General features: G+C 66.4%; 13 protein-coding genes. 7 read left to right on the top strand and 6 right to left on the bottom strand.

Annotated elements, in window-relative coordinates:
• The first annotated feature begins 215 nt into the window (after positions 1–215).
• The 3 genes from LRP66_RS06975 to LRP66_RS06965 all read left to right on the top strand — a co-directional run bounded on the left by LRP66_RS06975 (position 216) and on the right by LRP66_RS06965 (position 4534).
• Positions 216–2471: a S9 family peptidase gene (locus LRP66_RS06975; protein WP_443026664.1), complete on the top strand. Its 2256-nt coding sequence runs from the start codon at positions 216–218 to the stop codon at positions 2469–2471.
• Positions 2472–2517: 46 nt separating this feature from the next.
• The gene (locus LRP66_RS06970) at positions 2518–3234 is read left to right on the top strand and encodes an MgtC/SapB family protein (RefSeq protein WP_230481782.1); all 717 of its coding nucleotides are present in this window, start codon (positions 2518–2520) and stop codon (positions 3232–3234) included.
• 274 nt (positions 3235–3508) lie between these two features.
• The gene (locus LRP66_RS06965) at positions 3509–4534 is read left to right on the top strand and encodes an aspartate-semialdehyde dehydrogenase (RefSeq protein WP_230481781.1); all 1026 of its coding nucleotides are present in this window, start codon (positions 3509–3511) and stop codon (positions 4532–4534) included.
• 110 nt (positions 4535–4644) lie between these two features.
• Here LRP66_RS06965 and LRP66_RS06960 read toward each other — a convergent pair whose 3' ends face one another.
• Together LRP66_RS06960 and LRP66_RS06955 are read right to left on the bottom strand one after the other, a co-directional pair.
• Entirely contained in the window at positions 4645–5289 is a 645-nt protein-coding gene (locus LRP66_RS06960) for a YitT family protein (RefSeq protein ID WP_230481780.1), read from the bottom strand.
• Positions 5290–5390: 101 nt separating this feature from the next.
• A complete protein-coding gene (locus tag LRP66_RS06955) occupies positions 5391–5924 on the bottom strand; it encodes a hypothetical protein (RefSeq protein ID WP_230481779.1) in 534 nt (177 codons plus the stop codon).
• Between the two features lie 197 nt (positions 5925–6121).
• On the opposite strand from LRP66_RS06955, the gene LRP66_RS06950 reads away from it, so the two are divergent.
• From LRP66_RS06950 to LRP66_RS06940, 3 genes are all read left to right on the top strand, one after another.
• Positions 6122–6886, top strand: coding sequence for a helix-turn-helix domain-containing protein (locus tag LRP66_RS06950; RefSeq protein ID WP_230481845.1), 765 nt, complete (start codon positions 6122–6124; stop codon positions 6884–6886).
• A 182-nt stretch (positions 6887–7068) separates the two neighbouring features.
• A complete protein-coding gene (locus tag LRP66_RS06945) occupies positions 7069–7830 on the top strand; it encodes an alpha/beta fold hydrolase (protein WP_230481778.1) in 762 nt (253 codons plus the stop codon).
• A 76-nt stretch (positions 7831–7906) separates the two neighbouring features.
• Positions 7907–9748: a M2 family metallopeptidase gene (locus tag LRP66_RS06940; protein ID WP_230481777.1), complete on the top strand. Its 1842-nt coding sequence runs from the start codon at positions 7907–7909 to the stop codon at positions 9746–9748.
• A 210-nt stretch (positions 9749–9958) separates the two neighbouring features.
• Here the strand turns inward: LRP66_RS06940 and LRP66_RS06935 are convergent, their stop codons facing one another.
• The 4 genes from LRP66_RS06935 to LRP66_RS06920 form a co-directional block, all read right to left on the bottom strand.
• Entirely contained in the window at positions 9959–10381 is a 423-nt protein-coding gene (locus LRP66_RS06935; RefSeq protein ID WP_230481776.1) for a hypothetical protein, read from the bottom strand.
• 78 nt (positions 10382–10459) lie between these two features.
• The gene (locus LRP66_RS06930) at positions 10460–11896 is read right to left on the bottom strand and encodes an AMP nucleosidase (RefSeq protein ID WP_230481775.1); all 1437 of its coding nucleotides are present in this window, start codon (positions 11894–11896) and stop codon (positions 10460–10462) included.
• Between the two features lie 161 nt (positions 11897–12057).
• A complete protein-coding gene (locus tag LRP66_RS06925; RefSeq protein ID WP_230481774.1) occupies positions 12058–12276 on the bottom strand; it encodes a hypothetical protein in 219 nt (72 codons plus the stop codon).
• Positions 12277–12380: 104 nt separating this feature from the next.
• On the bottom strand, positions 12381–12860 hold the full coding sequence (locus LRP66_RS06920) for a peroxiredoxin (RefSeq protein WP_230481773.1): 480 nt from the start codon (positions 12858–12860) through the stop codon (positions 12381–12383).
• A gap of 86 nt (positions 12861–12946) precedes the next feature.
• Here LRP66_RS06920 and LRP66_RS06915 point away from each other — a divergent pair, with 86 nt between their 5' ends.
• Positions 12947–13546 (top strand): YqgE/AlgH family protein, encoded by a 600-nt coding sequence (locus tag LRP66_RS06915; protein ID WP_230481772.1) that lies wholly within the window; start codon positions 12947–12949, stop codon positions 13544–13546.
• Positions 13547–13548 lie beyond the last annotated feature (2 nt).

Genomic DNA, 13548 nt, shown 5'->3' with positions numbered 1-13548 from the left:
GGTCGCGCCCGCTCGACGGGCTTAAGATAAGTTCGTTAACGTCGAGTTTACGAAGAATGGTGCGCCTTTCCCCGCTACCCTCTCCGAGGGGCGTGGGAAGATGGCGAGCGATGCACCCTGACGCGGATCGTGCTTGCCCGATCGCGGCGCCGTCGCGATAACGCCGGGCAACGCGCCGGTAGCGATCCGGTGAAGACAGGTTTGGAGTGGTATGAATGCGCAAATGGGTGCTGGGTCTGGCGCTGGCGTCGGTCGGGGCGTCGATCACATGCGGGATGGGGACACCGGCCATGGCCGCTGAACAGGAAAAGCAGGGCGACCTGACGCTGGCCCGCGTCTTCGGCAGCCCCGACCTGTCGGGTTCGCAGCCGCGCGGACTTCGGCTGTCGCCCGACGGGACGCTGCTGACCTCGCTGCGTCCGCGCGCCGACGAGCGCGAGCGGCTGGACCTCTGGGCACGCGACACGCGCACCGGCGAGGAGCGGATGCTGGTCGACTCCAAGAAGGTCGGCAGCGGCGCCGAATTGTCCGAGGCCGAGAAGATGCAGCGCGAGCGCGCGCGTATCGGCGGGTCGAAGGGCATCGTCGCCTATGACTGGGCACCCGATGGCAAGTCGATCCTGGTGCCGCTCGACGGCGATCTGTACTTGGCCGGGCTGGACGGACAGGTCCGTCGGCTGACCAACACGCCCGGCGGCGAGCTGAACCCGATCGTCAGCCCCAAGGGCGGCTATGTCAGCTTCGTGCGCGATCAGAATCTCTGGTCGATGCCGCTTGGCGGCGGCGAGGCGCGCGCGCTGACCAAGGAGGGCGGCGGGACCGTCCATTTCGGCGAGGCGGAGTTCGTCGCGCAGGAGGAAATGCACCGCTTCACCGGTTATTGGTGGAGTCCGGACGAGCGCTATATCGCGGTCGAGCGGTTCGACGAGGCTCCGGTCAAGGTCGCGGTCCGCGCCGCGATCGGTGCGTCGGGGACCAAGGTCTATGAGCAGCGCTATCCGGCGGCGGGCACCCCCAATGCGCTGGTCGACCTCTATGTCATGAAGGCGGACGGGTCGGGCCGGGTGAAGGTCGACCTGGGCAGCGATCCCGACATCTATCTGGCGCGGGTCGACTGGACGCCCGACGGTTCCGCGATGCTGGTCCAGCGTGAGAGCCGCGACCAGAAGACGCTCGACATGCTGCGCGTCGATCCCAGGACCGGCAAGTCGACGGTGCTCTTCACCGAACGGTCGGGCGACCGTAGCTGGCTCAACCTGTCTGACGCCTATCGCCCGATGAAGGACGGCAGCCTGATCTGGCGGTCGGAGCGCGACGGCTATGGCCATCTCTACCGCTTCGCCGACGGCCAGTGGACGCAACTGACCAAGGGGCCGTGGGTCGTCACCAACCTGGTCGGCGTCGACGAGGCGAAGGGGCGTCTCTACTTCACCGGCCTGAAGGACGATGTGCTCGAGCAGCATCTCTATGCCGTCGACATCGCGCAGCCCAACGTCGTCACCCGCCTGACCGAGCGCGGTTATACCAACAGCGCGTCGATGGATTCGTCGGCCAGCCGTTTCATCGTGTCGCGGTCCAATCCCAGCCAGCCGACCCAGGTCTATCTGGCCGACACCACCGGCAAGCGGCTGGACTGGATCAACGAGAACGCGATCAAGGCGGGGCACCCCTATGCGCCCTATCTCGCCAGTCACCGCGAGACCAAGTTCGGCACGATCAAGGCCGATGACGGCACGACGCTCTATTGGGAGATGATCACCCCGAAGATGGTGCCGGGCAAACGCTACCCCGTCTTCTTCCAGCATTATGGCGGCCCCGGCACCGGCCAGCAGGTCACGCGCGGCTGGCAGGGCGCGCTGCCGCAATATCTGGTCGATCAGGGCTGGATCTTCTTCCAGATCGACAATCGCGGCTCGTACAATCGCGGCAAGGCGTTCGAGGATCACATCTACCACGCCATGGGCACGGTGGAGGTCGCCGACCAGCTCGCCGGGGCGAACTACCTGAAGAGCCTGCCCTTCGTCGATCCGGCCAGGATCGCGACCTATGGCTGGTCCTATGGCGGCTATATGTCGATCAAGATGCTGCAGAAGACGCCGGGGGTCTATGCCGCCGCCGTGTCGGGTGCGCCGGTGACCGACTGGCAGCTCTACGACACCCATTATACCGAACGCTATCTGGGCGATCCGCGCACCGATCCGCAAAGCTATGCCACGTCGCAGGGTATCACCGACGCGGCGAAGATCCGCGATCCGCTGCTGCTGATCCATGGCATGGCGGACGACAATGTCTTCCTCGACAACTCGACCGCCTTCGCGTCGGAGATGCAGAAGACCGATACGCCGTTCGAGATGATGCTCTACCCCGGCCAGACCCACCGCGTCGGCGGGCCGGGTATCTCGGAGCATCTGTGGCACACGATCCTGAACTTCCTCGACCGGACCGTGAAGGACAAGCCGGTCACGAAATGAAGTCGTCATTCCTCCCCTTTGCAGGGGAGGATTTGGGTGGGCAGCCATGGCGTTCCTGAAGACCTTCCACCTCTGGCCGTTCCTCGACACGATGGTCAGCTATCTGACCGCCTTCGTGCTGGGCACCTTGATCGGGGCCGAGCGGCAATATCGTCAGCGCACGGCGGGGCTGCGCACCAATGCGCTGGTCGCGATCGGCGCGGCGGCGTTCGTCGATCTGGGCCAGCGGCTTGGCGGCGATATCGAGTCGATCCGGATCATCGCCTATGTCGTCTCGGGGATCGGCTTCCTGGGTGCGGGCGTGATCATGAAGGAGGGGATGAACGTCCGCGGGCTCAACACCGCGGCGACCCTCTGGTGCTCGGCGGCGGTCGGGGCGATCGCGGGCAGCGACATGGTGGCGGAGGCGGTGCTGCTGACCGTCATGGTGCTGGTCGCCAACACCGCGCTGCGTCCGCTGGTCGACGCGATCAACCGCTTCCCGGTCGAGGGACGCCATGTGGAGGCGACCTATTCGGTCAGCCTGACGACGACCACGGCACAGGCCGGGCCGGTCGGCGACCTGTTGGTCGAGCATCTCGAACGGGCGGGTCTTCCGGTCGGCGAACTGGACACCGAGGACCGGGGCGAGGATCAGGTCACCGTGACCGCGACCCTGACCAGCACCATCGTCGAGGCGGGCGAGCTCGACCGGATCACCGACCATTTCCAAGCGGTCCACGGCATCACCCACGCGACCTGGGCCGCGAGCACGCACGACTGAGCCGCTGAAAGTCCCCCTCCCGCAGGCAGGAGGGGTTGGGGGAGGGGCGTGCCTCTAGCGACAGGCTCGATGAGATCCCTTGCCCCCCCCCCCCCGACCCCCTCCCGCCTGCGGGAGGGGGAGCGTCTGGCCGACCCCGCATCACTCTGGTTTTCGGGCGGGGAAGCATCCAACCAACCCCCACTTGACCGCCGCAAACGCGCACTATTCGCAAAGTTGGTGGACGCGTCGGCGCAATGACGCTACCGGCTCACGCTTCCGAGTGGAGGGTTGAATGGGTTATCGCGTGGTGGTCGCCGGGGCGTCGGGCAATGTCGGCCGGGAAATGATCAACATCCTGGCGGAGCGGGAATTCCCGATCGACGAGCTGGCGGTCGTCGCCTCGTCGCGCAGCCAGGGCGACCAGATCGAATATGGTGAGACGGGCAAGATGCTCACCATCAAGAATATCGAGCATTTCGATCCCACCGGGTGGGACATGGCGCTGTTCGCGATCGGCTCGGAAGCGACCAAGGTCTACGCCCCCAAATTCGCCGCCGCGGGCTGCATCGTGATCGACAATTCGTCGCTCTACCGCATGGACCCCGACGTGCCGCTGATTGTGCCGGAAGTGAACCCGGACGCCATCGACGGCTACAAGGCCCGGAACATCATCGCCAATCCCAATTGCTCGACCGCGCAGATGGTCGTGGCGCTCAAGCCGCTCCACGACAAGGCGCGGATCAAGCGTGTCGTCGTCGCGACCTATCAGTCGGTATCGGGCGCGGGCAAGGCGGGCATGGACGAGCTGTTCGAACAGAGCCGCAACATCTTCGTCGGCGATCCCGCCGAGCCGAAGAAGTTCACCAAGCAGATCGCCTTCAACGTGATCCCCCATATCGACAGCTTCCTGGACGACGGCTCGACCAAGGAAGAGTGGAAGATGGTCGCCGAGACCAAGAAGATCCTCGACCCCAAGGTGAAGGTCACCGCGACCTGCGTCCGCGTGCCGGTCTTCGTCGGCCATTCGGAAGCGCTGAACATCGAGTTCGAGGAGGAAATCTCCGCCGAGGAGGCCCAGGACATCCTGCGCGAGGCGCCGGGCGTCATGCTGGTCGACAAGCGCGAGGACGGCGGATACGTCACGCCGATCGAATGCGTCGGCGACTTCGCCACCTTCGTCAGCCGCGTGCGCGAGGATTCGACGGTCGATAACGGCCTGTCGCTGTGGTGCGTGTCGGACAATCTGCGAAAAGGGGCCGCGCTCAACGCGGTCCAGATCGCCGAACTGCTCGGTCGCCGTCACCTGAAGAAGGGCTGACCCGGCCTCCTCCCCGGGACGGGGAGGGGACCGCTGCCAGGCGATTGTGGAAGGGGTGTCACCGCTGGTCGGGACACCCCTCCATCAGCCCTTCGGGCCGCCACCTTTCTCTACCGACCCATATACAGGCCCGGCCGGTGCCAGGCGAAGAGGATCAGGCTGATCGCCGCCGCGCTGATCGCGGACCAGATCATCTGCGCGCCGGAGACGACCGGGATCGCCATCGCCAGGATGAATATGTCGAGCGCGACCTGGGTCATCCCCATGTTCCAGCCGCGCTTGCGGTACAGCCAGATGGTGATGACCCCGGTGCCGCCGACCCCCGCCTGATGCCGGGCGAGCGCCAGTATGCCCATGCCGATCACCGTTCCGCCGACCAGCGCGGCGAAGGCGGGATGGACGCTGTCGACATGCACCGACACGCGCGTGATCGCCGACGCCGCGCCGATGCCGATATTGACCAGCACCGTCTTCACCGCGAACCGCGCGCCCATCACCTTGTGCGCGAACAGGAAGAAGGGGATGTTGACCAGCGTGAACAACACCCCCGCGGGTAGCGGGATCAGATAGGACAGCAGCAGCGCGACGCCCGCGATTCCGCCGGTCACCAGTCCCGCCGCCTTCAGAAACACCAGCCCCACGATCAGCAGGGTGCAGCCGATGAAGATCGCATAGGCGTCCTCCAGCAGGCTGTGCGGGCGGCCGATCGGGCTGGGGGGCAGGGTTTCGGTGTGGGAGGCGGTGGTTGCGGTCATCGAGGGTCCGGTTCTGGGTCCGGCATCCGCTCCCCATCGACCTGCTTCTGGCGGCAGGGACCCTGTCCTTATCGCAGAAGCACGCGCAACGCCAATCAGGTCTAGCGGACGAGGAACCAGCCGATCCCGGCGATGACGGCCAGCGCGTAGAGCCCGCCTTGCGCCCGGAGCAGATAGCTGGCGCCGAGAACCCCGATCGCGGCGAGCGCACAGGCCGCGACGCGGTCGGCAGCGATCCATTCCAACAGGATGAACGCGCCCGCCAGATTGGCGGCGGCGTTGATCGCGATCCACAGATAGGAGGGCAGGACGCCGATCGATCCCCAGATCGGCAGCTTGATCGTCGCGAAGCCCCGCATCGTGCCCGGAAACATGTCGGCGGCCAGATGAAAGCCGATGCCGAAGCCCAACCCCGCCGCGACCGGCCAGGTGCGCGGGTCAAGCGTCGCGACGTAGAAGGGCAGGACGCTGTGCACCAGCGCGCTGCGATGCTGAAGCTGGAGCGGGGTGTCGAGATCGGGCAGCCGCGTCCCCGCCGCCGTCGCGGCCGCCACCGTCGCGATCAGCATCCAAGGCCCGCCGCCCCCGGCAAACGCCAGGATCACCGCAAGGAGAAGGAACAGGGATGCTGCCATGGGCGGCGGCTAACGCCATGTACCCCTTTTGTCCATGATCGGGACTCGGTGCTTTGGCAAAAAAATCGCGGAATCCCGTCGATTTGTCCTGCGATGATGAGATGGGGACTCACTTGGCGGGCGATGCGGAGCCCGGCGCGCGCGGGTACAATTTTTTCAGGGTGGTCGCGCCGGTCCGCTCCGGCATAGTTCGTGGCATGACCATCCAGGCCAAAGCGGGCGTCGAGGCGCTGACCGACCGGGAAAAACAGACGCTGCGCCTGATCGTACGCGGGCATGACGCCAAGTCGATCGCGCGCGCCCTCGACCTTTCGGTCCACACCATCAACGAACGCCTGCGCGACGCGCGCCGCAAGCTGGCGGTGTCGAGCAGTCGCGAGGCGGCGCGGATGCTGCTCGAGGTGGAGGGCGCGACCCCCGATAATCTTGGGGACAGGAGGATCGGGGAGGATCGCTCCGAAAGCCTGGCGGATGACCGAGCCGCGCCGGTCGTCGGCGCGGGGGCGGGCACTCGCCGCCCTTGGATCATCATTGGAGCGACGCTCATGACCGTCTTCCTCGCACTGCTGGCCCTTGGCGGCCTGACCCATATGGCCTCGGCACCGCCACAGGCCTCGCCCACCACCGCCGTGAACGATCCGGCGGCGGTGGAGGCGGCGCAGCGCTTCGTGCAGTTGATCGACCAGGGTCGCTGGGCCGACAGCTATCGGCTGACCACGACCAGCTTTCGCAAGCTGAACTCCGAGCAGGTCTGGGCCGCCACCTCGGAAAAAGTGCGGACACCGTTGGGGAAACTCGTCTCGCGCAGCGTGCTGAGCCAGGACGACATTCCCGCGCCGCCCGCCGGGTATCGGATGGTACGGTTCAATAGCCGGTTCGAAAGCTCGGCGGATATCGTTGAAACCGTCACGCTCGAGCGGGAGAATGGCGAGTGGCGGGTCGCGGGGATTTACGTCGGCTGAGGCCGACCGCCCTCACCCTTCCGGCGCTTTGCGCCTCCCTCCCTCTCCCAGCGGGAGAGGGAAGGGGCCCGCCCGCGATAGCGGGTGGGAAGGGTGAGGACATGGCGGCCGCAAGGCAGGTCCACTTCTGCCCCGATCCGTATTAGGGGGGGCGGTAGAGCTTGACCCCGGAGACTAGACCCTTGGCCGACACCACCCCCGAAACCCGCTATTTCGACAGCTTCGACGGCACCCCGATCGCCTGGCGGGAGATGGGGGAGGGGCGGCCCGTGGTGCTGATCCATGGCTATTTCTCCGATGCCCGGACCAACTGGATCCGTTACGGCCATGCCGCCGCGATCGCGGCCAAGGGCTACCGGGTCATCATGCCCGACCTTCGCGCGCATGGCGAAAGCGGCAAGCCGCATGACCCCGCCGCCTATCCCAGGGATGCGCTGACCCGCGATGGCCATGCGCTGGTCGAGCATCTGGGACTGACCGATTACGACCTGGGCGGCTATTCGCTGGGCGCGCGGACGGTCAGCCGGATGCTGGCGACGGGGGCCGAACCGGGCAAGGCGATCTTCGCGGGCATGGGGCTGGAGGGATTGCTCCACACCGACCGCCGCGTCGAGCATTTCACCAACATCCTGACCCGGCTGGGCGAGCACCGGCGCGGCAGCCCCGAATGGATGGCGGAGGCGTTCCTCAAGACCACCGGCGGCGATCCGGTGGCGCTGCTTCATATCCTCCAGACCTTTGCCGACACGCCGCTCTCGGCGATCGAGGCGTTCGATCTGCCCGCGCTGGTTGTCGCGGGCGTCGAGGATTTCGACAATGGCGCGGCGGTCGACCTCGCAGAGGCCCTGCCGCGTGGCCGCTATGCCGAAATTCCGGGCAACCATATGAGTTCGGTGACGAAACCCGAACTGGGTACGGCGATCGCGCAGTTTCTGAGCGCTTGACGGCGGCGGTCAAAGCCGCGCAACTGCGCGGCATCCGCCCCATGTCGAGGGCGACCCAAGATATGAGGGGGATTGCATGATCCGTTCCGCCGTTTCCGGCACCGTGCTGGCGTTCCTGCTGGCCGGGGCCGCCCATGCGCAGACCAACACGGCAGCGACGCCGCAGGGCGCATCGGCGCCCGCGACGCCCGCCGCCGCCGATGCGTTCGTCGCGGAGGCCGAGAAGACGCTCGCCGAAAAGTCCGTCGGTGCGCAGCAGATCGCCTGGGTCAACGCGACCTATATCACCGACGATACCGACGCGCTGGCCGCCGCCTCGGGTGCCGAGATGACCGATCTGGCGGTACGCTACGGCCTGGCCGCCGCGCGCTATCAGGCGCTGCCCGGCCTGTCCTACGACACCAAGCGCAAGCTCGACCTGCTGCGCGGTGGCATCACGCTTCCCGCGCCGACCACGCCGGGGGCGGCGGCGCAGCTGTCGACGCTGACCACGCGCATGTCCTCCTCCTACGGCAAGGGCAAGGGGGTGCGGAACGGCCAGCCGATCAACGGCTCCGACATCGAGGCCGCGATGGGCAGCGAGCGCGATCCCGCCAAGCTCGAGGAGATGTGGGTCAGCTGGCACGACAATGTCGGCGCTCCGATGCGAGCGGACTATGCGCAGATGACCGCGCTCGCCAACCAGGGCGCGAAGGAACTGGGCTACGCCGATGCCGGATCGCTGTGGCGGTCGGGCTATGACATGTCGCCGGAGCAGTTCGCGCAGCTCACCGACAAGATCTGGGGCGAGGTGGAGCCGCTCTACAAGGCCCTCCACACCTATGTCCGCTGGAAGCTCAACGAGAAATATGGCGACGCCGTCCAGTCGAAGACGGGGCCGATCCGCGCCGACCTGCTCGGCAATATGTGGGCGCAGGAATGGGGCAATATCTATGACCTGGTCGCGCCCAAGGGGGCGGGCGACGTCGGCTACGACACCGGCGAACTGCTGAAGGCCAAGGGCTACGACCCGATCCGGATGGTGAAGACGGGCGAGGGCTTCTACTCGTCGCTGGGTTTCGCGCCCTTGCCCCAAACCTTCTGGCAGCGCTCGCAGATCGTGAAGCCCGCCGACCGCGAGGTGATCTGCCACGCCTCGGCCTGGGATATCGACAATCTGGACGATATCCGGATCAAGATGTGCACCAAGGTCAATGCCGACGACTTCGTGACGATCCATCACGAACTGGGCCACAACTACTACCAGCGGGCATACAAGAACCAGCCATTCCTCTACAAGAACGGCGCCAATGACGGCTTTCACGAGGCGATCGGCGATACCGTCGCATTGTCGATCACGCCCGATTATCTCGTGAAGATCGGACTGCTCGATCCGTCCAAGGTGCCGAGCGCGGACAAGGATGTCGGGCTGTTGCTTCGCCAGGCAATGGACAAGGTGGCGTTCCTGCCCTTCGGCCTGCTGATCGACAAATGGCGCTGGGGCGTGTTCTCGGGCCAGATCCCGACCGGACAGTATCAGGCGGGCTGGGACGCGCTGCGCCTCAAATACCAGGGCGTCGTGCCGCCGGTCGCACGTGACGAGACGAAGTTCGATCCGGGCGCCAAATATCATATCCCGGCGGGCGTGCCCTATGCGCGCTATTTCCTCGCGCGGGTTTTGCAGTTCCAGTTCTACAAGGCGGCGTGCCAGCAGGCCGGGTGGAAGGGGCCGCTTCACCGCTGCTCCTTCTATGGCAACAAGGCGGTCGGCGAAAAGCTGAACGCGATGCTGTCGATGGGCCAGTCCAAGCCCTGGCCGGACGCGCTGCAGGTCTTCACCGGCAGCCGCGAGATGTCGGGCAAGGCGCTGGTCGAATATTTCGCGCCGCTCAAGACGTGGCTGGACCAGCAGAACAAGGGCAAGCCACAGGGTTGGTAAGGCCGGGGGGTATGGGGGCGTAGGTTCCGCCACTGGCGTGGCCTGCCCCTCCACCACTCGCTGTCGCGAGCGGTCCCCCTCCCCATCGAAGATGGGGAGGATTTAGGGTAATGCCGTCTCAATTCCTCCCCAAGCTGTGCTTGGGGAGGGGGACCGCCGCGAAGCGGTGGTGGAGGGGCTTCAGGTCCAGGCGGAATTGGATAAGAGGCGTCAGTCCTTCTTCCCGTCCGTGCCCTCATTGTCGGCGTCCTTCGGCGTACTGCCCTTCAACGACAACAACGCCGCGGTCAGTCCGGCCGCTGCCGCCAGGCTGCCTAGGATCGAGGCCACACCCCATTTCCCCCCAACCCGGTCGAGCCCGTGCTTGCCCAACGTGGGTGCAGGCGCAGGCTTGATCGCGGCGGGTTTGCGGGTGGTGGCCTTACGCGGCGTGGTGCGCTTGGTGGAGCGGGGCTTTGGCGGCGCCTTGGGCTTTGGCGGCTTCGGCGTTTCGACCTCGGAGGTCTCGGCGACGGGCTCGTCCGTCACCGCATCCGGCTTGGGGGCAGGGCGCTTGCGCGGCGCGGGTGTGCCCTTGGGCGCGGTGCGGCGGCGGGGCGGGCGTGGCTTGTTCGGGTCGTTCGTGTCGACCATCTCGAAAAATCCCTGTTCGGTTCGTGACCGTAACGCCTGCACCCGCCACCGGTTTCTTTGGCGAGGTTTCTTCGCCGATCAGCGGAACGGCGGCTCGTTGAACGCGCGCAGCTTGCGGCTGTGCAGCTTGTTGCCCTCGCGGCGCAGTTGTTCGCAGGTTTCGATGCCGATCCGCATATGCTCGCTGATCGCGCGCTCGTAGAAGCGATTGGCCTGGCCGGGCAGCTTCAGCTCGCCGTGAAGCGGCTTGTCCGAGACGCAGAGCAAAGTCCCATAGGGCACGCGGAAGCGATAGCCCTGCGCCGCGATCGTCGCCGACTCCATGTCGATGCCGACCGCGCGGCTCAGCGAGAAGCGCAGCGCCGACTTGGAATAGCGCAGCTCCCAGTTGCGGTCGTCGGTCGTCACGATCGTACCCGTGCGGAGCCGTCGCTTCAGCTCGTCGCCCGATTGGCCGGAGACGATCTCCGCCGCCTTGGCGAGCGCGACCTGAACCTCGGCGATGGCCGGCACCGGGATTTCGGGGGGGAGTACGTCGTCCAGCACATGATCGTCGCGCAGATAGGCATGTGCCAGCACATAGTCGCCGATCCGCTGGCTGGGACGAAGCCCGCCGCAATGCCCGATCATCAGCCATGCCTCGGGCCGCATCACCGCCAGATGATCGCAGATCGTCTTGGCATTGGACGGGCCGACGCCGATGTTGACGAGCGTGATGCCGGTGCCGTCCTTGGCGACCAGATGATAGGCGGGCATCTGATGCCGCCGCCACGCGCTGTCGGTGACGATCTTGTCGACATCCTCGGGCCGCTCGATCACGACGCCGCCCGCGCCCGACAGCGCGGTGAAGCGCGATCCCTCGCCGAGCTGCGACGCGCCCCAGCGGACGAATTCGTCGACATAGCGGTGATAGTTGGTGAACAGCACATAGCGCTGGCAATGCTCGGGCGGGGTGCCGGTATAGTGGCGCAACCGCGCGAGCGAGAAGTCGGTCCGCAACCCGTCGAACAGCGCCAGCGGCCGGTTGCCATCGGCGGTCATCCACAGCCCGTCGGCGATCTCGTCACCGATATGGGCAAGCTCGGTCGCGGGGAAGAAGCGCGCCAGCTCGGCCGCCGACACCGTGTCGAGGCTCAGCGCATGGCCGGGGTCGAGGACATAGGGAAAGGGGATCTCCTGGCGACCCGGAATCGCCTCGACCGAGACCTCATAATCCTCGATCAGCAGGGTGAGCTGTTCGACCAGATAGTCCTTGAACAGCGCTGGCTTGGTGACGCTGATCCGATAGTCGCCGGGCGACACCAGCCGTCCGAACGACCGCATCGGCGTGGGGCGACCCACTTCGCCGCGATAGACGAGGCGTATCTCGGGATAAGCGAAACACCCCTGGGCGCGCGCCTCGAGCGTCGGGACGGTGCCGTCGCGGAGATAGGCGGTCAGGGCGTCCTTCAAACGTTGGACGGAGGCGGTGTAAAGTCGGTCGAGTTCCTCGACGATCTGGGCGGCTTGAGTCATCGGCCAGAGCTAAGCCGTGCCGGTGGTTCTGGCAAGACGGGGGACATGGCCTTCGACGTCCCTCAGGCTGAACGGAGGGTGAGGGGCTGGACCATCGACCCTGCCGCCCGCGCATTCCTCCCCAGGCCGTGCCTGGGGAGGGGCAGGCCCGGTCGTCGCGATCAGGCGCCCTGAGCCGAATTCTCGTCGTCCGACCCGCCACGCAGCTTGGTCGCACCGAACGCCGCGCCCGCCACCGCCGCGGCGACGCCGGCCGCGATCCCGGCGGCGGCATAGGGATGCTCCTTCACCGTATCGCCAGCGGCCTTGGCCGCGCCTTGCGCCTTTTCGGCGAAGCTCTTCGCGGGAGCCTGCTTCTCGGGGGGAACATAGGTGGTCATGACAGGGATTCCTCTCTTCATGCGTCCTTGGGAATGATCCGAAAAACGCATGGGAAAGCGTCGCTGTTCCGCCCGCGATCCGGTCCTCGGCGCGGCTCGTCGGATCAGAGGAGCGAGAGGAGATGTTCGGCCGAGCTGAGCTTGAATTCGCCGGGTGCCTCGACGAGCAACTGCTCGACGACGCCGTCATCGACCAGCATCGTGTAGCGCTGGCTGCGCGTTCCCATGCCGAACTTCGATCCGTCGAGGGTCAGCCCGACCGCCTTGGTGAAGTCGGCATTGCCGTCCGCGAGCATGGTGATCGCGGTCGCCGAGTTGACCTGTCCCCAGGCCTTCATGACGAACACGTCGTTGACCGCCGTACAGGCGATCTCGTCCACGCCCTTGGCCTTCAGCGCGTCGGCCTGCGCGATGAAGCCCGGCAGATGCTGGGCCGAGCAGGTCGGCGTGAACGCGCCGGGCACCGCGAACAGCGCGACGCGCTTGCCCGCGAAGAAATCGGTCGTCGTCACCTGCTCGGGGCCGTCGGGCGTCACCTTGACCAGGGTGGTGGTGGGAAGGCGGTCTCCGACCTTGATCGTCATGCTGTTGATCCTGGGGCATTCCGCCCGGCACCGCGCCGGGCCTGTCCTGCGCGTTCATGCGGCGGAAGCGGGATGCATTTCAAGCTATGGCGAGGTGCAGCGGCGATCCCTATAGTCGGGTGGTGCATCAACTGACCTATCTCTCCGGCCAATTACTGCTCGCCATGCCGGGCATGGCCGATCGCCGATTCGATCATGCCGTGATCGCGATCTGCGCCCATGACGAAGGGGGCGCGCTGGGTATCGGGCTGGGCGCGACGATCGAGGGGCTCGGCTTCCATGCGTTGCTCGACCAGTTCGACATCCCGCACGGCGACGCGCCCGATGCGCCCGTTCATTTCGGTGGACCGGTCGAGCCCCGGCGTGGCTTCGTGCTGCATTCCAGGGATTGGGAAGGGCAGGACAGCGTCGCGGTCGGCGGCAAATGGGTGTTGTCGAGCACGATCGACGTGCTTCGCGCCATCGCCGAAGGGCGCGGCCCCGGACGCTGGGTCGTCGCGCTGGGCTATGCCGGATGGGATGCGGGCCAGCTCGAGGAGGAGCTGCGCGAGCCGGGTTGCTGGTTCAACGTGCCGGTGAACGACGCCATCCTGTACGATACCGACGCGCACGACCGCTGGCAGGCGGCGTTCGGCATTGCCGGGGTGGATCCGCGCCAGCTGGTCACGGGCGGCGGGACCGCCTGAGC

The sequence above is a fragment of the Sphingomonas sp. Leaf21 genome, from assembly GCF_916858675.1.
Taxonomy (GTDB): Bacteria; Pseudomonadota; Alphaproteobacteria; order Sphingomonadales; family Sphingomonadaceae; genus Sphingomonas.
Note: the sequence above shows the minus strand (reverse complement) of the source record. Positions and strands in the feature narration are given on the sequence as shown.